At 58.9% G+C, this 21,814-nt stretch carries 30 protein-coding genes; 8 read left to right on the top strand and 22 right to left on the bottom strand.

What is annotated here, in order from left to right; all coding sequences use genetic code 11:
• Positions 1–24: 24 nt before the first annotated feature.
• From EGH25_RS00565 to EGH25_RS00555, 3 genes are all read left to right on the top strand, one after another.
• Positions 25–810: an alpha/beta fold hydrolase gene (locus tag EGH25_RS00565; RefSeq protein ID WP_266085366.1), complete on the top strand. Its 786-nt coding sequence runs from the start codon at positions 25–27 to the stop codon at positions 808–810.
• 170 nt (positions 811–980) lie between these two features.
• Complete coding sequence (locus EGH25_RS00560; RefSeq protein WP_266085364.1) at positions 981–1,619, top strand: class I SAM-dependent methyltransferase; 639 nt, start codon at positions 981–983, stop codon at positions 1,617–1,619.
• A gap of 31 nt (positions 1,620–1,650) precedes the next feature.
• Positions 1,651–2,715 (top strand): DUF7118 family protein, encoded by a 1,065-nt coding sequence (locus EGH25_RS00555; RefSeq protein ID WP_266085363.1) that lies wholly within the window; start codon positions 1,651–1,653, stop codon positions 2,713–2,715.
• On the opposite strand, the gene EGH25_RS00550 is transcribed toward EGH25_RS00555, so the two are convergent.
• Complete coding sequence (locus EGH25_RS00550) at positions 2,689–3,129, bottom strand: RNA 2'-phosphotransferase (protein ID WP_266085361.1); 441 nt, start codon at positions 3,127–3,129, stop codon at positions 2,689–2,691. The two genes, EGH25_RS00555 and EGH25_RS00550, sit on opposite strands and share 27 nt — an antisense overlap.
• Positions 3,096–3,302, bottom strand: coding sequence for an RNA 2'-phosphotransferase (locus EGH25_RS00545; RefSeq protein WP_266085360.1), 207 nt, complete (start codon positions 3,300–3,302; stop codon positions 3,096–3,098). The genes EGH25_RS00550 and EGH25_RS00545 overlap by 34 nt, the downstream gene beginning before the upstream one ends.
• Before the next feature lie 82 nt (positions 3,303–3,384).
• On the opposite strand from EGH25_RS00545, the gene EGH25_RS00540 reads away from it, so the two are divergent.
• Both EGH25_RS00540 and EGH25_RS00535 read left to right on the top strand, forming a co-directional pair.
• Positions 3,385–4,248 carry a presenilin family intramembrane aspartyl protease PSH gene (locus EGH25_RS00540; RefSeq protein WP_266085359.1) on the top strand — a complete coding sequence of 288 codons (864 nt, stop codon included), beginning with the start codon at positions 3,385–3,387 and terminating at the stop codon, positions 4,246–4,248.
• A gap of 67 nt (positions 4,249–4,315) precedes the next feature.
• On the top strand, positions 4,316–4,630 hold the full coding sequence (locus tag EGH25_RS00535; protein ID WP_266085358.1) for a rhodanese-like domain-containing protein: 315 nt from the start codon (positions 4,316–4,318) through the stop codon (positions 4,628–4,630).
• Here the strand turns inward: EGH25_RS00535 and EGH25_RS00530 are convergent.
• Complete coding sequence (locus EGH25_RS00530; protein ID WP_266085357.1) at positions 4,627–5,127, bottom strand: LabA-like NYN domain-containing protein; 501 nt, start codon at positions 5,125–5,127, stop codon at positions 4,627–4,629. The two genes, EGH25_RS00535 and EGH25_RS00530, sit on opposite strands and share 4 nt — an antisense overlap.
• A 38-nt stretch (positions 5,128–5,165) precedes the next feature.
• Complete coding sequence (locus tag EGH25_RS00525) at positions 5,166–5,570, bottom strand: DUF7475 family protein (RefSeq protein ID WP_266085355.1); 405 nt, start codon at positions 5,568–5,570, stop codon at positions 5,166–5,168.
• Between the two features lie 114 nt (positions 5,571–5,684).
• Between EGH25_RS00525 and EGH25_RS00520 the strand changes: the two genes are divergently transcribed.
• Positions 5,685–7,925, top strand: coding sequence for a CDC48 family AAA ATPase (locus EGH25_RS00520; protein ID WP_266085354.1), 2,241 nt, complete (start codon positions 5,685–5,687; stop codon positions 7,923–7,925).
• 10 nt (positions 7,926–7,935) lie between these two features.
• On the opposite strand, the gene EGH25_RS00515 is transcribed toward EGH25_RS00520, so the two are convergent.
• The 6 genes from EGH25_RS00515 to EGH25_RS00490 form a co-directional block, all read right to left on the bottom strand.
• Positions 7,936–8,988: an NAD(P)-dependent alcohol dehydrogenase gene (locus EGH25_RS00515; protein WP_266085353.1), complete on the bottom strand. Its 1,053-nt coding sequence runs from the start codon at positions 8,986–8,988 to the stop codon at positions 7,936–7,938.
• Between the two features lie 88 nt (positions 8,989–9,076).
• Positions 9,077–9,688 carry a class I SAM-dependent methyltransferase gene (locus EGH25_RS00510; protein ID WP_420841074.1) on the bottom strand — a complete coding sequence of 204 codons (612 nt, stop codon included), beginning with the start codon at positions 9,686–9,688 and terminating at the stop codon, positions 9,077–9,079.
• Between the two features lie 147 nt (positions 9,689–9,835).
• Entirely contained in the window at positions 9,836–11,134 is a 1,299-nt protein-coding gene (locus EGH25_RS00505) for an RNA-guided endonuclease InsQ/TnpB family protein (RefSeq protein WP_266085349.1), read from the bottom strand.
• A gap of 4 nt (positions 11,135–11,138) precedes the next feature.
• Positions 11,139–11,546, bottom strand: coding sequence for an IS200/IS605 family transposase (tnpA, locus tag EGH25_RS00500; protein ID WP_266085348.1), 408 nt, complete (start codon positions 11,544–11,546; stop codon positions 11,139–11,141).
• Between the two features lie 2 nt (positions 11,547–11,548).
• On the bottom strand, positions 11,549–11,758 hold the full coding sequence (locus tag EGH25_RS00495) for a hypothetical protein (RefSeq protein ID WP_266085347.1): 210 nt from the start codon (positions 11,756–11,758) through the stop codon (positions 11,549–11,551).
• Between the two features lie 2 nt (positions 11,759–11,760).
• Entirely contained in the window at positions 11,761–11,907 is a 147-nt protein-coding gene (locus tag EGH25_RS00490) for a hypothetical protein (RefSeq protein ID WP_266085346.1), read from the bottom strand.
• Positions 11,908–12,106: 199 nt separating this feature from the next.
• Here EGH25_RS00490 and EGH25_RS00485 point away from each other — a divergent pair, with 199 nt between their 5' ends.
• Positions 12,107–12,250, top strand: coding sequence for a hypothetical protein (locus EGH25_RS00485; protein WP_266085344.1), 144 nt, complete (start codon positions 12,107–12,109; stop codon positions 12,248–12,250).
• Positions 12,251–12,394: 144 nt separating this feature from the next.
• Here the strand turns inward: EGH25_RS00485 and EGH25_RS00480 are convergent, their stop codons facing one another.
• The 7 genes from EGH25_RS00480 to EGH25_RS00450 form a co-directional block, all read right to left on the bottom strand.
• The gene (locus tag EGH25_RS00480; protein ID WP_266085343.1) at positions 12,395–12,805 is read right to left on the bottom strand and encodes a DUF4864 domain-containing protein; all 411 of its coding nucleotides are present in this window, start codon (positions 12,803–12,805) and stop codon (positions 12,395–12,397) included.
• A 144-nt stretch (positions 12,806–12,949) separates the two neighbouring features.
• Positions 12,950–14,377 carry an NAD(P)(+) transhydrogenase (Re/Si-specific) subunit beta gene (locus EGH25_RS00475; RefSeq protein WP_276591857.1) on the bottom strand — a complete coding sequence of 476 codons (1,428 nt, stop codon included), beginning with the start codon at positions 14,375–14,377 and terminating at the stop codon, positions 12,950–12,952.
• Positions 14,378–14,390: 13 nt separating this feature from the next.
• Positions 14,391–14,675, bottom strand: coding sequence for an NAD(P) transhydrogenase subunit alpha part 2 (locus EGH25_RS00470; protein WP_266085341.1), 285 nt, complete (start codon positions 14,673–14,675; stop codon positions 14,391–14,393).
• Positions 14,672–15,868, bottom strand: coding sequence for a Re/Si-specific NAD(P)(+) transhydrogenase subunit alpha (locus EGH25_RS00465; protein WP_266085340.1), 1,197 nt, complete (start codon positions 15,866–15,868; stop codon positions 14,672–14,674). The genes EGH25_RS00470 and EGH25_RS00465 overlap by 4 nt, the downstream gene beginning before the upstream one ends.
• A gap of 105 nt (positions 15,869–15,973) precedes the next feature.
• Positions 15,974–16,741: a Rossmann-fold NAD(P)-binding domain-containing protein gene (locus tag EGH25_RS00460; RefSeq protein WP_266085339.1), complete on the bottom strand. Its 768-nt coding sequence runs from the start codon at positions 16,739–16,741 to the stop codon at positions 15,974–15,976.
• 40 nt (positions 16,742–16,781) lie between these two features.
• Positions 16,782–17,219 carry a CBS domain-containing protein gene (locus EGH25_RS00455; RefSeq protein ID WP_266085337.1) on the bottom strand — a complete coding sequence of 146 codons (438 nt, stop codon included), beginning with the start codon at positions 17,217–17,219 and terminating at the stop codon, positions 16,782–16,784.
• Positions 17,220–17,291: 72 nt separating this feature from the next.
• Positions 17,292–17,789: a hypothetical protein gene (locus EGH25_RS00450; protein ID WP_266085336.1), complete on the bottom strand. Its 498-nt coding sequence runs from the start codon at positions 17,787–17,789 to the stop codon at positions 17,292–17,294.
• An 82-nt stretch (positions 17,790–17,871) separates the two neighbouring features.
• On the opposite strand from EGH25_RS00450, the gene erpA reads away from it, so the two are divergent.
• Positions 17,872–18,219 (top strand): iron-sulfur cluster insertion protein ErpA, encoded by a 348-nt coding sequence (gene erpA / locus EGH25_RS00445; RefSeq protein WP_266085335.1) that lies wholly within the window; start codon positions 17,872–17,874, stop codon positions 18,217–18,219.
• Positions 18,220–18,244: 25 nt separating this feature from the next.
• On the opposite strand, the gene EGH25_RS00440 is transcribed toward erpA, so the two are convergent.
• The 5 genes from EGH25_RS00440 to EGH25_RS00420 all read right to left on the bottom strand — a co-directional run bounded on the left by EGH25_RS00440 (position 18,245) and on the right by EGH25_RS00420 (position 21,651).
• On the bottom strand, positions 18,245–19,462 hold the full coding sequence (locus EGH25_RS00440; RefSeq protein ID WP_266085334.1) for a hypothetical protein: 1,218 nt from the start codon (positions 19,460–19,462) through the stop codon (positions 18,245–18,247).
• Positions 19,463–19,513: 51 nt separating this feature from the next.
• Positions 19,514–20,209, bottom strand: coding sequence for a hypothetical protein (locus EGH25_RS00435; RefSeq protein WP_266085333.1), 696 nt, complete (start codon positions 20,207–20,209; stop codon positions 19,514–19,516).
• A 119-nt stretch (positions 20,210–20,328) separates the two neighbouring features.
• Positions 20,329–20,589, bottom strand: a complete 261-nt coding sequence (locus tag EGH25_RS00430) for a DUF7111 family protein (protein ID WP_266085332.1) — start codon at positions 20,587–20,589, stop codon at positions 20,329–20,331.
• Between the two features lie 139 nt (positions 20,590–20,728).
• Positions 20,729–21,163 (bottom strand): metal-dependent transcriptional regulator, encoded by a 435-nt coding sequence (locus tag EGH25_RS00425; protein WP_266085330.1) that lies wholly within the window; start codon positions 21,161–21,163, stop codon positions 20,729–20,731.
• Positions 21,160–21,651, bottom strand: a complete 492-nt coding sequence (locus EGH25_RS00420; protein WP_266085329.1) for a ferritin-like domain-containing protein — start codon at positions 21,649–21,651, stop codon at positions 21,160–21,162. Before EGH25_RS00420 ends, EGH25_RS00425 begins: the two co-directional genes overlap by 4 nt.
• Positions 21,652–21,814: the final 163 nt, after the last annotated feature.

Genomic DNA, 21,814 nt, shown 5'->3' with positions numbered 1-21,814 from the left:
GTGGACACGGTGCTAACGGGGTGCATGGAAGAGGTAGCAGGGCATCCGACGGTTACGTTCGGGGACGGTGACCGTACGCTCGTCGTGGTTCCGGGTCTGAGCGACACGTTCCCTGCGAGCACGGGGTCTAAGATGTCGGAGGTTCTTCTCCAAAGGTACTACTACGCCGACTTCACCGACGACTACACCGTACGTGTCGTCGGGCGTCCGTCGCTCGGAGACGAAGCAACGACACGTGGGATGGCGGAGGGATACGGAGAGGTACTCGGCGCGCTCGGCGAGGGCGTCGACGTACTCGGTCTTTCTCTCGGCGGCATGGTCGCGCAGTACATCGGCGCGGAGCACGCCGAAAACGTAAGACGTCTCGTACTCGGTGTCACGGGGTACCGTCTCGGTGAGGAGGGACGGCGCGTCGTCGAGGGATGGAGGTCGGCGGCTCTCAACGGTGACTGGGACGAGGTATACGTCGACGCAGTCGGGACGACGTACGCGAGCAGGTACAGGGAGGTGGTGTACGCCGCGATCGCACGTCTCCCGGTTGAGTTCTTCGAACCTTCTCGCGACGACTTCGTTGCGTCGTGCAACGCTATCCTGCGACACGACGCCGGCGACGTTCTCGGCGATATAGACGCACGGACGCTCGTCGTCAGCGGGAGCGACGACGTTCTCTTCCCCGACGGTATAGCCGAGGAGACGGCACGGCGTATCCCTCGCGGCGAGCTACACGTCGTTGAAGACTGCGGACACGGAGCCTTCGAGGAGCGCAAGAAGGAGTTCAACGGAGAGGTTCTTAGGTTTCTGAAGGAGTAGGGGAGGCGAGGTGACGGTCGAAGAGGAGAGGAGCCGGAGCGAGGCGATAGAGGTAGGGGTAGACAAAGGGAACCGATAGCCGAATAGAAGAGGTATCAGAACCGGTAGTCGAAGGAAGCGATATGGGGAGTAGCCGAAGGTAAGATACGCACGCGTGACGAAACGGGTGCATGGAGCCGCGTTCGGAGCCTTTCGAGGAGAACACCGAGAGGTACGACGTATGGTTCGACGAACACCCTTACGCGTACAGGTCGGAGCTAAGGGCGCTCGAAACGCTCGTCCCCGACGACCCTGACGGTGTTTCGGTGGGCGTGGGAACGGGGAGGTTCGCTGTGCCCCTCGGTATCGGGACGGGCGTCGATCCGTCTGAACGTATGTTGGAGCGAGCGAAGGAACGTTGTGTGGAGACGGTGCAGGGCGTCGGCGAGGCGCTTCCGTTCCGCGACGGTGTTTTCGGTACCGTCCTGATGGTCACGACTGTCTGTTTCGTCGACGACCTCGGCGCGGCGTTATCCGAGGCGCACCGCGTACTCCGCCCCGGAGGTCGTTTTGTCGCGGGGTACGTCGACCGTGAGAGCGCCCTGGGACAGCGTTACGTCGAAGGGAAGGAGGAGAACCCGTTCTACCGTGAGGCTACCTTCGTCTCGACTGATGAGATAGACGACGCGTTGACCGCCGCGGGCTTCGGTGGGAGAAGGTACGTTCAGACGCTTTTCGGCGCGCCGGAGGGGATGAACCGCACCGACGAGGTACGTGAGGGCTACGGCGACGGCTCCTTCGTCGGTGTGTGCGCCTCACGTGACGCGTAACCTACTTCCGACGCGTCCGCGTAGCGGTTGCGTGGAAAGCATCGAGGAGTACCGCGAGGTACGTTCGGAGGTACGCGAGGTCGGTGAGGAGAAAGCGGAGAGGACACGGGAGCTGTACAGACGTATCGACGATGCCTTCGACGAGTACCGCGAGGACGCGACGGGACACGGCGAGTTCAGGAGGTTCGTCGAGTTCCAGAACATCGTCATAGATATAGAGGAAGGGATCGGGGACGTCTACGGCGCAGAGGATATAGAGACCGCGCTTTCGCGTCTCGACGCGAACACGCTACGCGACAAGCATTTCCGGCGGGCTAACGACGACCTTAGCGATGTCCGTAGCTTCGTCGAGACGTACGAACGTTACCTCGAACTCGGTGACTCATTAGGCGACGAACTCAACGACCTAGAACACCGCGCCGACGAGCTGGAACGGGAGATAACCGCGAAGGAGGACGCGCTTCGTAAGGCGCGCGAAGCCGAGGGCGTCGACGTATCGGCGTTACGCGAAGCCGTCGAAGGGTACAACGAACGGTTGCGTGACGACTTCGGAAGCTTCGTACGCGACGCACCCGCCGTTGAGGTTGCGCGTCTCGGCGAACGGACGCACGACGCGCCTCTGGTGGACGACGCTCCCGTCGAGGAGGGTACAGCCGCCCGTCTCGCGCGTTACGTCGACGATGAGACGGTTGACCGCGTCCTCGAACTCGCCGGTTCGTCCGACGCTAAGCTCTCGCACTACGTCGACGACACAGACGGCTTCCGTGAGGCGGTGCCGCACACGTACTTCGAGACGGCGGGCGCGGAGCGTTTCGAGCTTTCGTACGGATCAGAGGGCGTCGTCCTACGTCGCGCCGAGGAACTTATCTCACTCGTCCGTGGCTTCGCCGAAGACGGGACGGTGACCGCGCTCCGGCGCGTCCGCGACATGGCGGCGAACGGAGACTACGGCGAGATGCGGCGCGCTCTCGTGGCACGCGAGGAGGCGGGCGCGGGCGTCGACGAACTCCAAGATGAACTCGACGAACTCCGCGAGGAGAAGGAGGAGGTCGAAGAACGTACCGCCGAGTTACGCGAACTCTTGGACGAGGCTTAGGGCGTCCGGAGGTACGGTCTCTACGGCGTAGACGCCGTCGCCGCGTTCGACGGCTTCGAGTCCTGTCGCGTCTACCTCGAAGACGACGGGGTCGCCGTGGCGCTCGCCCACCTTGCGCGCCTCGTCGACGGTTTCGGACAGGTAGACCTCGTTACGTCCGACCGGGACGATACCCTCTTCGAGTATCGGCTCCACGTTACCCCGCGCAGTGCCGTGGTAGAGCCTTCCGGGCGTACCGCCGTCGGCGTCGTCGAGCGAGACTTCGACCGAGTGTCCGTACGCGGCACGTATATCCCCGCCGTCACGGTCGAAACGCCCCTTCGGGTCGGTAGAGACGACAGCGTCGACCTCCTCGGAACACGCACTGTCGTAACGTTCGGTTACGGCTTTGACGACCTCACCGTACGACCCCATCCGTTTCTGTCGAGGGTTACGCCGGCGTCGTCGGGGAAATGGCGTAGAACGCCGCTGAGGAACTTCGAGATACGTAGACGGCGGTCGTCGTCGAGTATACCGACGCCCTCCCTACCGCAGTCACAGGCTTCGCCGTCGAAGTATCCGTGTTTAGGGCACCGTCGTACAGGCATGTTCTGAGTACGCGCCGCGCACGGATCTTACCTTTGGTCGGGGTACCGGAAAGAACAAATGCGGGCGACGACACCTTCTCCCATGTCCGGTCTACGTGACGTGGCTCCCTTCGTCGGTATGGCGGCGCTTTTCATCGCCGTCGAACTCCTCGCTATCGCTCTCGTGCCGTCGTTCGAAGCCGCGGGTCTTCAGGCGACCGAGAACGCTCAGGATCCGACGAACTCCGTCATCTACTTCGCCGCCATACTCGTCTTCACGGGCTTCCTACTACTCGCCGTCCGTCTCGGCTACGGTATCGTCCTACGCGCCGTGATCATCGCCAGCGTCGGCGTCCTGTGTTTCTACGCGCTCTCCGCACTCATACCGTTCGCCGCCGCCGTCGCAGGTGGCGTCGGTGTCGCGGCTCTCGTCGCCTTCTACCCCGAATGGTACGTCGTCGACACCGCGGGCGTTCTTATGGGTGCGGCGGGCGCAGGCATCTTCGGCATAAGCTTCGGGATCGTCCCCGCTCTCCTGCTTCTCGTCGTACTCGCAGTCTACGACGCCGTCGCCGTCTACCGTACGGAGCATATGCTAACGCTCGCCGACGGCGTCATGGATCTCAAGCTACCCGTGATGTTCGTCGTACCGCGTAGCGCGGGCTACTCGTTCGTCGATGCGACGGACGAGGTGACCGAGGGTGACGAGAGCGACGCACTGTACATGGGTCTCGGTGACGCCGTCATCCCCGGCGTTCTGGTTGCGAGCGCGGCGCATTTCGTCGGCTACGCGCCCGCCGTCGGCGCTCTCGTCGGCGCTCTCGTCGGCTTCGTTTTCCTCATGCGTAAGGTCGCCGAGGGCGAGCCCCACGCGGGTCTGCCGCTTCTAAACGGCGGCGCTATCGCGGGCTTCTTCATAGCGGCGTACGCCGTCGGTATAACGCCGTTTGAGGCGATGGGTCTATAGACGAGACGACGGCAGAACGTGCCGTATCCGTAAACAGTATGACGCTGGCTACGTAACCTTGGTCATAATGGTAGACGAGATACAGCCCGAAGATCTCAAGAGGAGCATAGACGACGGCGACGCGCCACAGATAATCGACATACGTAACCCACGGAACTTCGAGGAAGGACATATACCGGGTGCTGAGAACGTGCCTTTCAACAAGATCACGGAGAGCATCGACGAGTACGAATGGAGCGACGACATCGTTGTCGCGTGTCCGATCGGTCAGAGTTCACAGCAGGCGGCGCGTCTCATAGAGTCGTACGAGGGATTCGACGGCGAGATTGCGAACCTCGAAGGCGGATACCGCGACTGGGAGTACGAGTTAGAGGACGGTTAGAAGCCGAGAACGAACCTTTGGGGTTCGTCGGACATGTCGATAAAGGCGTCCGCCGCCTCGACGAGATCCGACGACGTGCTACTGCCGAACCCCATTATCTCGACGCGCACGCCTTTCTCACGGACATGGTGAATGAGACGCGTAAAGTCGCCGTCTCCCGTACACAGAACCATGGCGTCGAGATGGGGCGCGAACGTGATGGCGTCGATAGCGATACCCATGTCCCAGTTCGCCTTACGCGTCCCGTCGGGGTAACGTTTCATCTCCTTGACCTTTGTCTCAAAGCCTATACGCGTCAGAGCGTCGAAGAAGCTCTCCTCCTCGTCGTTGTCGGTACGTACGACGTACGCAAGCGCGCGCCTCAGACGTCTGTCGCGTGCCGCCTCCTCAAGAACCGACGAGTAGTCGAGGTTGTTGGAGTAGAGGCTCTGCGCCGCGTGGTACATGTTCTGCGTATCGACGAGGACGGAGACGGACTGGTCGGGATGGACGGGCATTGGACGCCGAAGGAACGCGACGAACTAAGAGGTTCTGGTTACGATGACTCGGAGTAGAGGTAGAGGGCGCAGACGACGATACCTACCTCGACAGCCTTGGAGACCACAGCCATCGGGTTCAGGCTACCCTGTCTGTAGAACGCCTCGACGCCGAACCCCTGAAATACGAACAGGGCGACGATCGTAGCCAGCGCGTACAGAGCCGCGACGACGTAGAGTTCGCGCCGCCAGAACCGCGTGAAGTAAACGGCGGTACCGCCGAAGAAGCCTATACCGTTGAGAGCGAACAGAACGCCGAGCGTGGTACTAAAGCTTATGACGCTAACCGCGAGGAGGAGATGTATGGCACCAGTCACGACGGCAAGGAGTACCATCACGTAGCCGACGGGGTTTTCGGGTGTACTAACGAGCGGTTCCTCTCCGGCTTTGTTGGTTACGCCCATACGGCTACGAACACGCCGTCAACGGATAAGCTTTTGTCCGGTTCCGGTGGTTTGGTGTCAGACCCTGTTCGCCGAAAGGTTTATTAGTTAGCCACACTTACTCTTGGTTAACCTATGTCAGTACAGCTAAAGGTAGGAGGCGTCAAACCCGACGACGCCGGAAGGGGTATAGCGCGTGTAGACAAGGACGCGATGCGTGAACTCGGTGTCGTGTCCGGTGACGTTGTAGAGATAGAGGGCGAACGCGAGACGGTTGCAAAGGTCTGGCCCGGATACTCGCAGGACACGGGCAACGGCGTCATACGTATCGACGGCGAGACGCGTTCGAGCGCCGGCGTCGGTATCGATGACAACGTCGTGGTGTCACAGGTCGACGCGTCGGAGGCGGAGAGCGTAACAGTCGCGCCGACACAGAGCGTCCGTATACGCGGGAGTCAGGCGTACATGGAACGTCTGCTAAAGGAGAAGCTCGAAGGACGCGCCGTTACGAAGGGTCAGCGGATGAAGGTGGGTCTTCTCAACACGCCGCTCGTCTTCGCAGTGACATCGACGAGTCCTTCGGGAACCGTCGTCATCGGTGAAGGGACGGCGGTCAGCTGGAACAACGAGCCGGTCGCAGAGGAGGAGTTCGACGGCGAACGCGGCGATGTCCCCGACGTGACCTACGAGGATATAGGCGGTCTTCAGGACGAACTCGATCAGGTTCGTGAGATGATAGAGCTTCCCCTGCGCCATCCTGAGCTTTTCGAGAACCTCGGTATCGAACCGCCCAAGGGTGTGCTTCTACACGGACCGCCCGGTACGGGTAAGACGATGATAGCCAAGGCGGTTGCGAACGAGGTCGACGCGCATTTCGAGACCGTGTCGGGTCCTGAGATAATGTCGAAGTACTACGGCGAGAGCGAGGAACAGCTACGTGAGATCTTCGAGGAGGCGGAGGAGAACGCGCCTACGGTCATCTTCATAGACGAGATCGACTCGATCGCGCCGTCACGCGACGAGGTTTCGGGTGAGGTCGAGCGCCGCGTCGTCGCACAGTTACTCTCGCTCATGGACGGTCTTGAGGCGCGCGGCGACGTTATCGTAATCGCGGCGACAAACCGTGTCGATGCCGTAGACAACGCCCTCAGACGCGGCGGACGGTTCGACCGCGAGATAGAGGTCGGTGTCCCCGACCGCGACGGACGTCTGGAGATACTAAAGATACATTCACGGAGCATGCCTCTTGCAGACGGGGTCGAACTCGGCGAGTACGCCGACCAGACGTACGGATTCGTGGGCGCGGATATAGCCTCGCTCACAAAGGAGGCGGCGATGTCGGCGCTCCGACGCGTACGTCCGCGTATCGATATAGACGAGGAGGAGATACCCGCCGAGGTTCTCGAAGATCTTGAGGTGACCGTGGGTGACTTCGAGAACGCGATGGGCGCGGTCGAACCAAGCGCTATGCGCGAGGTCTTCGTTGAGGTTCCCGATGTCACGTACGACGACGTGGGCGGTCTCGAAGATATAAAACAGGAACTCGTCGAGGCTGTCGAATGGCCCCTTGACTACCCGGAGGTCTTCGAGGCGCTCGACACCGAACCGCCCAAGGGTATACTGATGTACGGTCCGCCCGGTACGGGTAAGACGCTGTTAGCGAAGGCGGTTGCGAACGCGAGCGACTCCAACTTTATCTCGGTGAAAGGACCCGAGCTACTCAACAAGTACGTCGGTGAGAGCGAGAAGGGCGTACGTGAGGTCTTCAAGAAGGCTCGCCAGAACGCGCCTACGGTTATCTTCTTCGACGAGATCGACTCGATAGCGCCCGAACGCGGCGGTTCGATGGACACGCAGGTGACGGAGCGCGTCGTCTCACAGCTCCTGACGGAGCTTGACGGTATCGAGGAGCTGAAGAACGTCAAGGTCATCGCGGCGACCAACCGCCCCGACCGTATCGACAAGGCGCTCCTGCGTCCGGGACGCCTCGACTCGCTCGTCGAGGTTCCGGTTCCCGACGAGGAGGCGCGGCGCGAGATTCTGGAGATACATACACGCGGCTCGCCGCTTGCGGAAGGCGTCGACCTCGGCGGTATCGCCGAACGTACCGAGGGCTACACGGGTAGCGACCTAGAGGCGCTCGCGCGTTCCGCGAGCATGAACGCGATGCGCGGCTTCATCGGTACGGTCGAAGCCGACGAGATAGGCGAGGCTGTGGGTAACGTCCTCATAACGGCGGACGACTTCGAGGAGGCGCTTGACGATATCAAGGCGTCGCTCGACGAGGACGATATAGAGGAGTACAGAAAGATGGCTGAGGAGATCGGCTCCGAGGAAGTCGACGAGGTGGGTGCGACGGAGAAGACGTTCCAGTAGACGGAGCGGTCTACTCGAACTCTACAAGCGGCTTGATTATACCGTCCTCCTTCGTCTCCATCAGACGGAAAGCCTCGTCTATCTCGTCGAATCCGAACTCGTGGGTCGTCATATGCGTCGGATCGAGACGATCCTTTTCGAGGAGGCGGAGAAGACGTTCGAGACGTAGACTTCCGCCGGGGCACAGACCCGTTGCGATGTCTATCTCAGCCATACCGACGCCCCATTCCTCGCGTGGTATGTTGACGTACTCGCCCTCGCCATGATAGCCGACGTTCGATACCGTACCGCCCGCCTTGGTGACCTTGACGCACTGCTCGAAGGTTCCGCTCGTGCCTAACGCCTCCACCGCGGCGTCTACACCCTCGCCGTCTGTGAGTTCGTGTATCTGTTCGACAGGATCGCCGTCGTCAAAGTCGACTATATCGTCCGCGCCGTACTCGCGCGCAAGCTCCTGTCGCTTAGGGACGGTCTCTACGGCGATTACGCGCCCCGCGCCCTGTAGACGCGCGCCCTTGGTCGCCATCAGACCGACGGGTCCCTGTGCGAAGACGGCTACGGTGCCGCCGACGGGTATCTCGGCGTTCTCCGCACCCATGAATCCGGTGGTCATCATGTCGGTGACGTAGACAGCCTCGTGGTCGGTAACGCCGTCGGGGATACGCGCCATATTAGCGTCGGCTTGGTTGACATGGACGTACTCCGCAAACGTGCCGTCCTTGACGTTTGCGAACTTCCAACCCCCAAGAGGCTCGTTCGACTGCGAAGGGTGTCCGTCCTGCGCCGCGGGCGAGTCCCAGTCGGGTGTGATAGCGCCGACAGCGACACGGTCGCCCTCCTCGAACCCGTCGACCTCCTCACCGATCTCGTCGACGACGCCGACGGTTTCGTGACCCAAGGTGAGGTTCTCGCGCTCGCCGATAGCACCGTGTAACGTATGGACATCCGACGTACAGACGAGACCCTTGGTCGGACGTACAACCGCGTCGTTGGGACCCGGTTCCGGGACTTCTTTTTCAGCGAAGCCTGTCTCTCCTATCTCGTTCATTACAAAGGCTTTCATGATTTCTACCCCGTTCGTATACGGAACGGGGATACATAAGACCGGTGGAGGGTAAGCCCGCGTCGAAATGACCGTTTTGTTCGTGTCTTTAAATTTTCGGGTGAGCTATCACCGCGACGAACGGGTCGGTCTCCGGTCGGTCTTCTATTACCCTTTCTACCTCGATACCTCCGGCACAGCAGTACGAACGAACTATGTCTTTCCTCCCTGCCATGTCCGTCTCTCTCCATGCCCTCACCGCCTTCCTCGGAAACATACGGTTGGTGAAGCTGACGACCAAGACCCCATCGTCTTCGAGAACCCTTCCGAACTCAGAGAAAACGGATCCGGGATACTGTAGATACTGAACCGAAAGGGCACAAAGAACAGCATCGAACGAACCGTCTTTGAGCGGTAGGGACCGGTCTTCGTTGAGGTTTTGACAGAAAGACTCATCGGCGTCTTCGTTCTCGGTGAGTTCTGCCTCATTGAGTCCGTGTGCTACAACCCTCTCGTAGTTCTTTTCGGGGAGGTGAGATACCCAGCTACTCATCGCGTCGAATACACTGTCCCCCGTAGAGAGCACAGAACCGTATGTATCGGTCAGACGGTCTATGAAGCCGTCGTCGGCGTGTGTGACGAACCGTGGGCTGTCGTAGAACGCCTCGTCGTTTACCGTGTTTATCTTCGAACGCTCCGGGTCAGAGAGAACCTGTTTCACGGATATACGTACTGCCGCCGCCGAAAAAAAGGCATCGTCAGACCGTTGTACTCAGCCTCTGATGGTCAACTACCCCGCCCTACTTCGCTCGGTCTGACGACCTCGCTCGTTGAGGGCGTTCGTCAGAGCGATGCTCTGACGAGCACGTCAATCTGCGGTTGACGTACAGGGCTTGTCCGTGTACTCAACCTCTAACCTCTCGGTGGAGGAACTACCCTCACTCGGTTTCAGCGTACCGGAGTTAAGGGCAAGTTGACACGTTGCCCGTCCGTCGTCTGGCTTTTGCACACGACGGACGTAACGAAGACCGACGTTCTTAGAAGCGTTGTAGTCAGCGTCTACGGAGTACCCACACTCTCGACACTCAAAGTCGTGTTTCGTCCTGCGGTTACTCCGTTCGGTGTGTCCACAGCGAGAACAGGTCTGACTCGTGTACTCTGGATTCACCGACTCGACAGAAACGCCGTACTCTTCGGCTTTGTACTCCACGAACGCGACGAACTGATTGAACGCCCACTGCTGAAACTCCTTATTGTTCGAGATATGGTTACGGATACCGTCAAGCTCCTCGAACACGATAGTAGAACAGTCGTAGCGTACAGCCTCTTCTACGACCTCGTTAGCCCACTCGTGGAGCTTCTGATTACTCCACCGGCTGAAACGGTCGCCTATACGTTCTATGACCTCGTGAGCGCGACGTGAACCGTTCTGTTGGAGTGACGCACGCCTACTCTCGTATTCGTCGCGTTCGTGGTTGATATGGTCGGTTGAGCCTACGAACCGTCCCGTGGAGGTGACGGCGAAACTACCTGTGCTGTTGAGGTCTACACCGAGAACCGTTCGCAAATCGGAGATTTGCGAGCCATCCAAGCTCCCGCTTGGAGATGTTCCGCTCTCGGTTTCTCCTACGTCCTCTTCCTTTACGACCGAGATGTGCAGGTAGTAGTTACCATCTCTGTGGTGTAGCGTCGCCTCTTTCCGTTCCCACTTTTCGGAAAGGTACTCTGTCTGCGGGTTCTCGCCCGTCTCGTCTATCACGAAGTCAGCTTGTACACGCCCGTTCTTGGTTGCGAGTGTACAGCCTTCGTCGGTGTACGTGATGGTTCGGTAGTCGTAGGCGACGAACCAACTCCCGAAGGTGGGTTTCGTGGCTTGTTCGCCTTCTTTCCACCGACTGATTACCTGTTCAAGAGCGTCTACGGCGTAGTCACGCGCCTTCTGTATCAGTCCGGTGTTGAGACCTGTCTGTTCCTTGATGTCGTCGTAGGTCTGTTTGTGGAGCCACGTTTTGCGCGTGTCTATCTGTCCTTCGTCGGTTCGGTTGTCCCATGCGTAGTCTACGGTGCACTGACAGGCTTCTCGGAACGCTCTGAACGTCTCCCGTAGACGTTCCTCGTCGGATTCGTCAACGTCAAGCTTGACCTGTACAGTACGCCGTAATTCCATGTTGTCAGACTACCCCTTGCTGTTCTACGTACTCTTTGAGTTTGTCGAGCGACACCTGTCCCGTGGATATGAGACAGTACGACGGGGACCAAAAGGTTCCGCCCCACAGCCTGTCCTTGTACTCTTCGCCGTACTCCTCGTTTATCCGTCGCGCGGTCGCGCTCTTGAGTACGTTGATATACTTGATTATCTCCGTCGTAGGCGACGCACCGAACAGTATATGCACATGGTCTTCGTCGTGTTCCATGTCCTTGATACCTACGTCGTAGCTTTCGGAGACCTGTTCGGTGGCACGACGTAGTAGTTCGGTGCGTTCGTCGTTGAGTACGCTACGCCGGTACTTGACTACCAGTATCAGGTGGTAGTCAAGCGAGTACACGGAGTGAGAACCGCTGTTTAGGTCGTATTCCATAGTTACTTCTCGGAGATTTGTTCGTCTGCTCCTTCTATTCCGTTGGCGAGTTCTCTACACACCGTGTTGATGACTTCGCACCGCGTGTTCACTGCTCGGTTGAGAGCTATATCCAGTGCTTCTTCAACCTCTTCGTTCTCTGCCGACCTCTTCGCTACTTCGAGGTGGGCGAACGCCTCTATCGTATGCCGAAGAGCGTCTATATCCGACATCCCTACTCATACTCCTTGACGTGCTTGAAGCTGTCCGCCGAAACGTGTTCGTGACCGCACTCAGTGCAACGGTAGAACTCGTGGAGCGTACCTGTCTCGTCGTGGTCTGTTTCTCTGACGACGCTATGCTGACCGAAGTCTTTTGTCACGGTAGTTCCTACACTCATTTGCTCTCACCACAGAGCGCGGTTCGGTGCCTCAAACACCGAACCACCTTTCTCAGAGAACTGTTCTCTGAGAGGGTGGTCTGTCCCGCGCTTCTTACGTACACATTATACCCTTTACCAATTATAGTTTATGGATATGCCTATCCAGCAGACTTATTATCTCGCGGACTAAGAGATTGACATGGCGAAGATAGTCGTTGAGAAGCCAGACCTACACGAAACGAAGAGCGTTGACAAGCAAGGACGGGTGTACTTGGGTACAGATTTTGCAGAGAAGGATGTTGAGATAGTGGTGGAGGTTGTGGACGAAGACGCCGAAGACTAAGCGTTGACGGGCTGTATCTCCACCCTACTCACTCCATTCGGTCGTTCGTTGAGGGTGGAGTCTTAGCCCTGTCCCGAAGATAAAACTACGTCGTACCTGCAGTGGTACAAGAACCGGATACCAACGACCGTCTTTCATGAAAGCCTAACCATCTACGACGAGTACGCTGTCTGTCATCCAGCAGCCCTCGAAAACTCCGCCGGACTGCACCGAGAGACCGAAATCGTAACTGACGGTTCGTCCGTTCTCGCTGTTAACCGTCACCCTCTGTTGTGCGGTCTCTCCGGATCTTTCTATCGGCTCTCGGACGACCTCGTTTGAGTCTATCATGACGCTGTACCGTGGTGACCCCACCATCCTGATGAACCGACCGAGTGGCCCGGTTGAGCGCCGGTTCGCCGGTGAGGCGTAGTTGTAAGCCGTCATGACGCCTGCGTTCTCGTACGGATCGTCGTTGTCTCCGAGAGCCTCCACCTGGACGGAGACGGCGTCTTCGGGGCTCTCGGTCGGATCCGGTGTGGGAAGACCCTCTATCGGGTGGCTCTTTTTTGACATATATTACCCTAAGGGGCCTGTGGTATTAGACCTGTTGGCGGCGCGAGTATATAGGAGAACCGGAGTCTGGGATAAGGTTCACCGACCACGGTATACCGGCGTCATTTAACGGGGATCGCGTGGAGCGGGCGGCGTGGTTCGGGTTCACTCCTTGTACAGGTTCACGAGTTCTTGCATGGTGTCTTTCGCGTCTCCGAACAACATATTTGTGTTGCCCTCCGCGAAGAGAGGGTTCGGAATACCCGAGAACCCCGTACTGAGACTTCGCTTGTTGACTATGACCGTACCGGCGTCGGACACCTCAAGTACCGGCATACCCGCTATCGGACTCGAAGTATCGGTGTTCGCTTTCGGATTCACGACATCGTTCGCCCCCGTGACTATCACTACATCCGTCTGTGAGAAGGTCGGATTCACCTCCTCCATCTCGCGCATCCTCTCGTACGGAACGTCCGCCTCCGCGAGAAGTGCGTTCATGTGCCCCGGCATTCTTCCTGCGACAGGATGTATACCGAACTCTACGTCAATACCGTTTTGTTCGAGTAGTTCTGCGAGCTCCGAGACCGCGTGCTGTGCCTGTGCTACCGCCATACCGTAACCGGGCACGATTACGACACGTTGGGCGGCTTCCAACAGCATCACGACCTGTTCAGGCGATGTCTCTGTGATGTTCCCCTCGTAGATATCGTCCAGCTCCTCCTGCTCTGTGGTTTCGCCGAAGCCTCCGAACAGGACGTTTGTGAGAGACCTGTTCATGGACTCACACATGATGACCGTGAGTATCATGCCTGCCGCACCGACGAGGGTTCCTGCTATGATTAGTGCGGTGTTATCAAGTACAAACCCCGTACCCGACGCCGCCAGCCCCGAGTAAGCGTTGAGCAACGCTATCACAACGGGCATGTCTGCACCTCCGATGGAGATTACGAGTAGGACGCCGAGGACACAGGCTGTTGCGACGAGTAGCCAGTACGAAGGTACCCAGACGGCTTGTAGGAATCCAAGGACATCTGGCTGTACGATGAGGTACGCACCGAATCCGAGCGCTACCACCAGGAAAACGATCTTCATAACCTGTTCGCCGGTATAACGGACGGCATCGGTGGTTAGTACACCGTGTAGCTTACCCGCCGCCGCCATGCTTCCGGTGAAGGTCACTGAACCGACGATGCCCGAAAACACGGCTGCGACGGCTACCTCGGTCGGGATGGAACCGACGGCAACCCCTCCGGATTCGGTGCTTATCTCGATGAGTTCCGCCCCCGCTATCACCGCTGAGGCACCCCCACCGAGACCGTTGAAGACACCGACGAGTTGGGGCATCTCCGTCCGTTCGACGGTGAGCGCCAGGACGGTTCCGATACCGGCACCGACGATTAGACCACCGAAAAGCACCAGCGGGGTGAGCACCTCAAACCAGACGACAGTAACACCGACGGCTACGAGCATACCTCCGGCAGAGATCAGGTTTCCCCTCGCGGCTGTACGCGGATGTGTCATGTCGCGTAGACCCTGTATGAACAGGATCGCCGCGACCGTGTACGCAAGAGGTAGCACCGAATCAGGTAACAGTTCGACCACCAACTCAGTTACTCCCTCCTTGCCGGAAGTCTTCGAGCATGATGTGGGTAATCAGGTATCCGCCGACGACGTTTACCGTAGCCATGACAACGGCTACGAACCCGAGGACGGTCGCGAGCGTGGTAGATCCTGAACCCGCGATCGCGACGGCACCGACGAGCGTTATGCCTGTGATAGCGTTAGCACCCGACATAAGCGGCGTATGTAGGTTGGTGGGTATCTTGGTGATGACCTCGTATCCGAGGAAGGCTGCCAGAACGAAGAACGTCAGGTTGGTGATGAGACTCATTCCCCGACCTCCTTCTGTGCCTCTTCGTTCTTATTCTCGTCACCTTCGTCCTCGTCTTCTCCCTGATCTTCCCTGTGAGGTGCACGCACCTCGCCGTCGTGTGTGAGCAACGTCGAGTCCAGTATCTCGTCCCCTGTATCTATATCCATCTCTCCGTCCGAGATCAAAAGATCGAGCATATTTTTTATGTTGTTGGAGTACAGATAACTCGCTGTCTGAGGGATTGTCGCGGGCAGGTTCGTGGGACCTCGTACCTCCACCCCTCCGTGTTCGACGGTCTCGCCCGCTCGGCTGGGCTCACAGTTACCTCCGCTCTCAGCGGCAAGGTCTATGACTACAGAACCCGGATCCATCCTCTCTATCATCTCGTCGGTTATAGGCTGTGGCGCAGGTCTACCGGGTATCGCGGCGGTCGTGATGACAACGTCTGCTTCGGGTACCACCTCCATCAGCATCTCCTTCTGTTTCTGCTCGAAGCTTTTCTCCTGTTCGGTCGCGTACCCTTCCTCATCGGACATCTCCTCGGTTTCGTCACCCACGGATACGAACTCTGCACCGAGGCTTTCTACCTCCTCGCGTACCTCCGGTCGGACATCGTTAGCCACCGTTGAGGCACCGAGGCGCTCTGAGGTAGCGATGGCTTTGAGACCCGCGACACCCGCGCCCAGTACAAATACCTCTGCGGGCTGTACCGTCCCTGCGGCGGTCATCTCCATGGGGAACATCTTGGGCAAGGAGTTAGCCGCCATGGTGATGGCTCTGTACCCGCTTACGCTGTCCATAGATGATACCGCGTCCATGCTCTGTGCCCTGCTTATCCGTGGTATTAGTTCGAGAGCAAATGCGCTGACGTTACGATCGGCGAGCTCCTTGAGCTCTCCGTCAAGCCCGTACGGTCCAAGGAGACCTACCACGACCTGTCCTTCGCTGTACCGATCCGTCGAAGCCTCTTCGTCAGCACCGAGTCCACGGACGTGTAACACCACGTCGGATCTGTCGAAGACATCCAACCTGCCTTCGAGCACCTCGCACCCGGCTTCCCTGTACTCGTCATCCTTCCAGTCCGCGCCTTCGCCCGCGCCTTCCGCTACACACACATCGTGTCCGTCTTCGACGAGTTCGCCTGCAACGGGCGGGGTAAGCGCAACACGTGTCTCTCCCTCGGCGGTTTCGCCCGGTACACCAATAATCATGAATGTTTACGATAGATATTAACCTGTCGGTCGTACTTATTTCTTTGTAATGCGGTAGATTCTCCAACCGCGTCATTCGTTTAGTCCTTAGGATGACAGAGAGTTCTACCCTCTAAGCAAGGGGGCGTACCCCTCGCGGTAGGTCGGATACTCAGGCGTCCATCCGGTAGAACGCAGACGTTCGTTCGAGCAACGTTTGTTGGGCGTACGCGTCTCGTCGACGAGTTCGCCGTGAGGGCGTCCGACGCGCTCCGACATCCAACGCGCGAGATCATGTCTATGTACAGGCTCGTTATCGACCGCAACGTACAGGTCGTCGTCGCCCTCGTGCGCGGCGAGTAGCGCGGATGCGGCGTCCCTGCCGCGTATCAGGTTTAGGTAGCCCGCCTTTACGGTCGTTTCGCCGAGGTAACGGTCGACGCCGACGCGCCCTGAACCGTACAGACCGCCGAAACGGACGGCTGTACCGCCGGCATCGCGTGCAACCTCCTCCGCGCGCAGAAGGACGCGCGTCCTCTCCTTCGTCGGCTCTATCCCCGTCGTCTCGTCTACCCAAGAGGCGTCGTCGGCTTCGTAGACGCCCGTCGACGACGAGTACACGACGGGTGCGTCGGTGGCTTCAAGTGTGTTACGTAGACCATCGACGTACGCCGAACGGTACGCATCGATGTCACGTCCGCCCGCGCTCACGAGGTAGAATACACGGTCTACGTCGGGAAGTTCGTACGTCCCCGTTACGTCGCGTTCGATGCTTTCGACGCCTTCGAGGGAGACGCCCGAACGCGTCACTGCGACGACATCCTCGCCTTCGTCTACGAGTATACGCGCGAGACGTTTTCCCACGAAGCCGCATCCTACGACAGCGTTACGCATACCGTCTGTACGTCTTGAGCACTTATTAACCTCGTGTGACCTATTCGCCCCGGAACATATCGGGCTTCTGTACCATATCTACGGCGTCCGATCTTATATCGTCGTATCTAAGGGCTATGTCGGTGATTGTGACGATACCCGTGAGTTCAAGATCGTCACCATCGATTACGGGTAGTCGTTTCACGCCTTCGTCGAGCATCTTCTCTACCGCGTAACGTACAGTCCGTTCCGGCTCGACGGTAGTTAATGGAGAGGTAGATGCTCCTTGTACAGGTATCCGGGAGAGCGGCTTGTCCGTGGGAAGAGCACGTCTAAGGACATCGGTTTCGGTTAAGATACCTGCGGGCGCGGCTTCATCCTCGGGGAGGACTACCAGGCACCCGATGTTCTCTTCGACCATCCTTTTTGAGGCTTCGCTCAGGTATGCGTCCGAAGACACTGTTACGACCTCGTCGGTCATGATTTCGTCCACTAACATAACTAAACATACCAACCGGTGGGGATATGTCTGGCGGCTGTCAAGTTATTAGGATCTCCGATGACCGTGGTGTCAGATCTCTACCGCGCGCTCCTCCATCGTGCGCGGATCGGTGACACATACCTCACCGTCGTGCATCGATCCATCGAGTTCGCGGAGGATCCGGAGATCCTTACGGAGGGCGCGTTTTACCGCCTTCTCGCGCCCTTCCTGCCATTCGAGCGGGAGACGACGCGGGTCGTCACGTTCGACGCCGAGGGTTGCGCGCGCGGCGTTGTTCAACGAGACGCGTTCGCCGAGCGCGTCCGAGATACGTTTCTGTACGCCGACGAAGCGGGATCGCGGAAACTCTCCGTGGGGTTCGAGAGCCTCGACGACGTAGTCGTTGACACCGACGATACGTTCGGCGCGTCGGAGTAGATCGAAGAGGCGCGCAAGCCGGGTACGGTCGAAGTAGTAGACGGTACCGTCGTACGCGACGGCTACGACGGCGACACCCATCGCCTCAGGGTCGTACTCCTCGGTGGAGCGCCTGGGTGCGACGGCGACGTACGCGGTTCGTTCTTCCACGTTGACCGTACGCGCGGCGACGAAATGAAACTACCGTGTGACCCAACGTCAGATTTATGAGTTCGACGCGTCTACCAGAAGTATGGCGCAGTCACAGAACACACAAATCTTAACGATCACCGATGAAGCGGCTGAGAAGGCGCAGAGAATCAAGGACGAGAAGGATCTTCACGGTTACGGCGTCAGAATCTACGTCCAACAGGGTGGCTGTTCGGGCTACTCCTACGGGATGCAGTTCGACGACGACGTGAGCGACGACGACATCGTCGTCAGCGACAAGGGTGTGGAGTTCATCGTCGACGAACACTCCGCCGAGTACCTCGAAGGTAGCGAGGTCGACTACGTCGAGTCGCTTCAGAGCACGGGTTTCGACATAACGAATCCGAACGCGGAGTCGACATGCGGCTGTGGCGAATCGTTCAAGGTATAGGTAGTTAGTCCGTCCGTACCGGCTCTCAAGCGGTAGCGGGGTACTCGTCCGCCACCTCGTCGACGATCTCATCCACCATCTTCTCACGCACCAGCTTTTCGAGTGCTGTTTCGAGAGCGTCGTCGACGAGGGCGTCGGTTTCGTCCGCCTCGACGAGTCTGTCAGTAGCCGTGTCGACCGTACCGTGTACGACGGCATCGCTGTCGCCCTCCGCGACGATGTCGGCGATCGCTGTTTGGAGAACGTCGTCGACGAGTGCGTCCGCAACGTCCTCCTGTATGAGCCTGTCGGTGGATGTGTCGAGCGTTCCGTCAACGAGTTCGTCCGCCTGTCCGCTCTCGATAATATCCTCTATTGCGGTGTTCAGAACGTCGTCGACCATCTCGTCGGACGCATCCGCCTCGACGAGTCTGTCGGTTGCGGCGTCGAGCGTGTCGTCGACGATAGGGTCGGAGAGTTCCTCCTCTATTACCTTGGCGGCGGCGATATCGAGCGTCTCGCCCACGATCTCGTCGGCGCGCCCCTCCTGAGACATCTTGTCGACTATGATGTCGCCGACATCGGCGACGACCATGTCCGCCTTTCTGCCTAACAGACGGTCGACTATCTTTTCGACAACGGTCTTGACGGGTCCGAGATGGCGGACACCGGGCAGATGGTTGAGGACGACCTGAGCCACCTCCTGCACGAGTTCGTCGGCGTCGTCGCCCTGTAGCCGTCTTATGATCTCATCGCCAACGTCCTCCATAACGTCCTCGGAGAAGTCCTCCTGGGTCAGGTTTTCGGTGAGAACGTCGGCTATATCGATAACGAGCTGATCGGACAGATCCTCCTTCTGAACCCTATGGGCTATGGTTTCGCCCGCGTCCTCTACGATTACGTCGGACAGACCGCTCTCCTGCGAAAGGGAGACGATGAGGGCGGCTACGTCACGTATAACGTCGTCGGATACGTCCTCCTCGGCGGCGCGTTCGGATATCGCCGCCCCGACATCGTCGACCATACCTTCCGACAGGTCGTCGGCGACGATACGTTCGGAGAGCGTGTCGCCAACGTCCTCGACGACGGGATCGGACAGACCGCCCTCTTCGACACGGTCGGCGACGACATCCCCAACGTCCTCGACGACCTCGTCGGCGTGTTCGCCGGAGATATGTACGGTGATCTCGTGTTTTATCTTGTACGCCACTTCCTCCGTCTCGTCGTCGTCGAACTGTATAGTATACCCCTGTGTCTTCGACATGGAAGTTAGTCGCGGGGAGAGTACAAAAACGCTACGCCGGTTTTCGGGGGTTTAGAAGATACGGCTCAGGAAGCCTTCACCGTCTCCGTCGTCCTCGCCGTTCTCCTCGGCGTCGGAGTCGACGACGACCCAGCCACCGCCCGCGTCGACCTCGGAACGGATCGGGTCTCCGAGATCGACCGGCGCACCGTCGACCGTCTCACCGTTACGGAAGGTAACGACCTTACCGTCGCCGACGGCGTATCCGGTTAGGTCGTTCCGTGAGACGTACCTTTTGAGTGAGACGGCGTCGGCGGTGAGTGCGACACGGTAGCCTTCGGGGAAGAACGTCCGATCCGAGGTGTCGGATTCGCCGCGCCACGACGCCGCCGCGAGGTTTCTAACGCCGTCGACGAGTACGCCCTCGATCCTCTGCATCTCGACGTGTGTGGCTTCAAGGGGTTCGGAGCCGAGGACGGCTTTGTCGCCGAGATAACGGACGTACGTCCGGAACATACGTACGTCTTCGGGCGCGCATTCGCTTACCCTGAACCCGGCTTCGGAGTCGGCGAGCCTGTCGAGTGCGCCCCCACCGTTTTCATCCCTGCAACGTGCGTAGACAGCCACGCCGTTGAGAAAGACAGCACCCGCGTCGGTGCCGTCTTCGGACTCTACGACCCCCGTGGCTCCGCGACGCCTCATACCTCGGTGCGCGGGGACGAAGCTCTCTTCGCTCCTTTCGTCGGTTGTAGTCTGTGGTACCCTCATTCGGCTCATTTGTGACCACGCGGCAACCACACTTTACCTTTGCTAACTGTTGCTTCACCGTTCGGTCTAAGAGTTAGGTTTTGTATGGAAGAAAACCCGAAAACCAGACGTACGCAAACCTACATACCCATGTCGCGCGCCGCTTCGGGAACGTCGACCTCACCGGGCGGGACGCCGAGAGCCTCCGCGGCGTGGTCGAGAGCCATGTCGAAGCCGTAGTAACGTTCGAGTTCACCCGTCTCGTCTGCGACTATGAGCATGCCGTAGCCTTTCTTTGTGACGGAGACGGTTACGCGCGTGCTGTCGCGCCGTAGTTCGAGGACGCGTTTGTCTTCTGTCTCGCGGTACTCGGTGTCAACGTCGGTTTCGGTGTCGTTCATAGGTACCACAGTTGATATACGTTAAGCGTACGTCTCGTACGCATGGAGTTCGGCGGTATCTTCGTGCTCGTCTTCGGCTTCCTCGCCGTACTCGGCGCGGGCGCTATACTTTACACGATCCTGAAGCCTCTTCTCTTCCCTAACTCGTAAACAGGGCGGCGCAGTGTCCCTTCGATGCGTCGTAGCACGAAGGACACTCAGGCTTCTGATCGACTATGTCTCCGAGTTCGTCGGCGACATCGTCGCTCATCACGTGTTCGATACGGCAGGCTTCGTCGTGGAAGCCCTCCTCGACGCCGAGGAACTTTACGAGGAAACGTTCGACGAGACAGTGCTTCTGTAGAACGTCCTCCGCCGTCTCCTCTCCGTCGGGGGTGAGACGTGCGCCCTTGTACTTCTCGTACTCGACGAGACCCGCATCTTCGAGCGACGAGAGCTTCTCGGTGACGCTCGGCGGCGAGACACCGAGACGGTCGGCGATGCTCCCCGTCTTCGCACGACCCTCGTCACGCGACAGTAAGTATATCTCCTTGAGGTACATCTCGGTGCTTTCCGTAATCGTTAGCTCTGTCATGTTTTGGTGAGTTCTTTCTGTATCTTCTCGGCGTCCTCGTACTCATCGTCACGTATCTCCTCCAACGTCTCCACGATCCGTCCGACGGTCGCGTCGTCTATACGAGTAGAGGCGCGGCACGTTTCTATCACGCTGTCGTAGTACGAACCCGCGAGACGTTCGCTTTCGAGCTGGTGGCGGAGTGCCTCGTCGGGGTCGTCGGGCGAAGGGACGTTCGACTCGACGGATTCGCGGACGAGACTCTCGACGCGTTCCTCGTCAACGTCCTCGCCTACCTCGCGTACGAGCGAGAGGAGGCGGCGTCTGTGTTCGTCGCTCTCCGTCAACGCTTCGTCGAGTGTCTCACGTACCTCCTCGTCCTCAACCTCGTCCGACAGGAGGCGTGCGCTCTTCTCCTCGGCGTACTCCTCGATGACGACCCCTATCTGGAGGAGACGCGCGAGGTCGTCCTCCGAAGGGACGGCGACCCGCGAGTCAACGGCTGTCATCGTCCGGGTTACGCGCGGAAGCCGTAAAGACGTTACGAGTCCGCGCCGACACGATCCGAACACCAGTACCGTCCGAGCCACAATGCCCTCACAAGAGACGGATGAGATGGTCGGACGGATCTGAACGCCATTACCGTCCGAGCCACAAGCCGTAATAGACGAG

This window comes from Halorutilus salinus (assembly GCF_026242195.1).
GTDB classification, from domain to species: domain Archaea; phylum Halobacteriota; class Halobacteria; order Halobacteriales; family Halorutilaceae; genus Halorutilus; species Halorutilus salinus.
This window is presented reverse-complemented; position numbering and strand designations above follow the sequence as displayed.

Excerpts from the sequence above, each read along its gene's own strand:
- EGH25_RS00540 (WP_266085359.1), top strand. The coding sequence starts at position 3,385 with ATGTCCGGTCTACGTGACGTGGCTCCCTTCGTCGGTATGGCGGCGCTT.
- EGH25_RS00460 (WP_266085339.1), bottom strand. The coding sequence starts at position 16,741 with ATGCGTAACGCTGTCGTAGGATGCGGCTTCGTGGGAAAACGTCTCGCG.
- EGH25_RS00440 (WP_266085334.1), bottom strand. The coding sequence starts at position 19,462 with ATGTCGAAGACACAGGGGTATACTATACAGTTCGACGACGACGAGACG.
- EGH25_RS00480 (WP_266085343.1), bottom strand. The coding sequence starts at position 12,805 with ATGTCAAAAAAGAGCCACCCGATAGAGGGTCTTCCCACACCGGATCCG.
- EGH25_RS00520 (WP_266085354.1), top strand. The coding sequence starts at position 5,685 with ATGTCAGTACAGCTAAAGGTAGGAGGCGTCAAACCCGACGACGCCGGA.
- tnpA (WP_266085348.1), bottom strand. The coding sequence starts at position 11,546 with ATGGAATACGACCTAAACAGCGGTTCTCACTCCGTGTACTCGCTTGAC.
- EGH25_RS00485 (WP_266085344.1), top strand. The coding sequence starts at position 12,107 with ATGGCGAAGATAGTCGTTGAGAAGCCAGACCTACACGAAACGAAGAGC.
- EGH25_RS00545 (WP_266085360.1), bottom strand. The coding sequence starts at position 3,302 with ATGCCTGTACGACGGTGCCCTAAACACGGATACTTCGACGGCGAAGCC.
- EGH25_RS00435 (WP_266085333.1), bottom strand. The coding sequence starts at position 20,209 with ATGAGGGTACCACAGACTACAACCGACGAAAGGAGCGAAGAGAGCTTC.
- EGH25_RS00495 (WP_266085347.1), bottom strand. The coding sequence starts at position 11,758 with ATGTCGGATATAGACGCTCTTCGGCATACGATAGAGGCGTTCGCCCAC.
- EGH25_RS00425 (WP_266085330.1), bottom strand. The coding sequence starts at position 21,163 with ATGACAGAGCTAACGATTACGGAAAGCACCGAGATGTACCTCAAGGAG.
- EGH25_RS00550 (WP_266085361.1), bottom strand. The coding sequence starts at position 3,129 with ATGGGGTCGTACGGTGAGGTCGTCAAAGCCGTAACCGAACGTTACGAC.
- erpA (WP_266085335.1), top strand. The coding sequence starts at position 17,872 with ATGGCGCAGTCACAGAACACACAAATCTTAACGATCACCGATGAAGCG.
- EGH25_RS00505 (WP_266085349.1), bottom strand. The coding sequence starts at position 11,134 with ATGGAATTACGGCGTACTGTACAGGTCAAGCTTGACGTTGACGAATCC.
- EGH25_RS00515 (WP_266085353.1), bottom strand. The coding sequence starts at position 8,988 with ATGAAAGCCTTTGTAATGAACGAGATAGGAGAGACAGGCTTCGCTGAA.
- EGH25_RS00530 (WP_266085357.1), bottom strand. The coding sequence starts at position 5,127 with ATGCCCGTCCATCCCGACCAGTCCGTCTCCGTCCTCGTCGATACGCAG.
- EGH25_RS00470 (WP_266085341.1), bottom strand. The coding sequence starts at position 14,675 with ATGAGTCTCATCACCAACCTGACGTTCTTCGTTCTGGCAGCCTTCCTC.
- EGH25_RS00465 (WP_266085340.1), bottom strand. The coding sequence starts at position 15,868 with ATGATTATTGGTGTACCGGGCGAAACCGCCGAGGGAGAGACACGTGTT.
- EGH25_RS00455 (WP_266085337.1), bottom strand. The coding sequence starts at position 17,219 with ATGTTAGTGGACGAAATCATGACCGACGAGGTCGTAACAGTGTCTTCG.
- EGH25_RS00560 (WP_266085364.1), top strand. The coding sequence starts at position 981 with ATGGAGCCGCGTTCGGAGCCTTTCGAGGAGAACACCGAGAGGTACGAC.
- EGH25_RS00525 (WP_266085355.1), bottom strand. The coding sequence starts at position 5,570 with ATGGGCGTAACCAACAAAGCCGGAGAGGAACCGCTCGTTAGTACACCC.
- EGH25_RS00535 (WP_266085358.1), top strand. The coding sequence starts at position 4,316 with ATGGTAGACGAGATACAGCCCGAAGATCTCAAGAGGAGCATAGACGAC.
- EGH25_RS00420 (WP_266085329.1), bottom strand. The coding sequence starts at position 21,651 with ATGACAGCCGTTGACTCGCGGGTCGCCGTCCCTTCGGAGGACGACCTC.
- EGH25_RS00565 (WP_266085366.1), top strand. The coding sequence starts at position 25 with ATGGAAGAGGTAGCAGGGCATCCGACGGTTACGTTCGGGGACGGTGAC.
- EGH25_RS00430 (WP_266085332.1), bottom strand. The coding sequence starts at position 20,589 with ATGAACGACACCGAAACCGACGTTGACACCGAGTACCGCGAGACAGAA.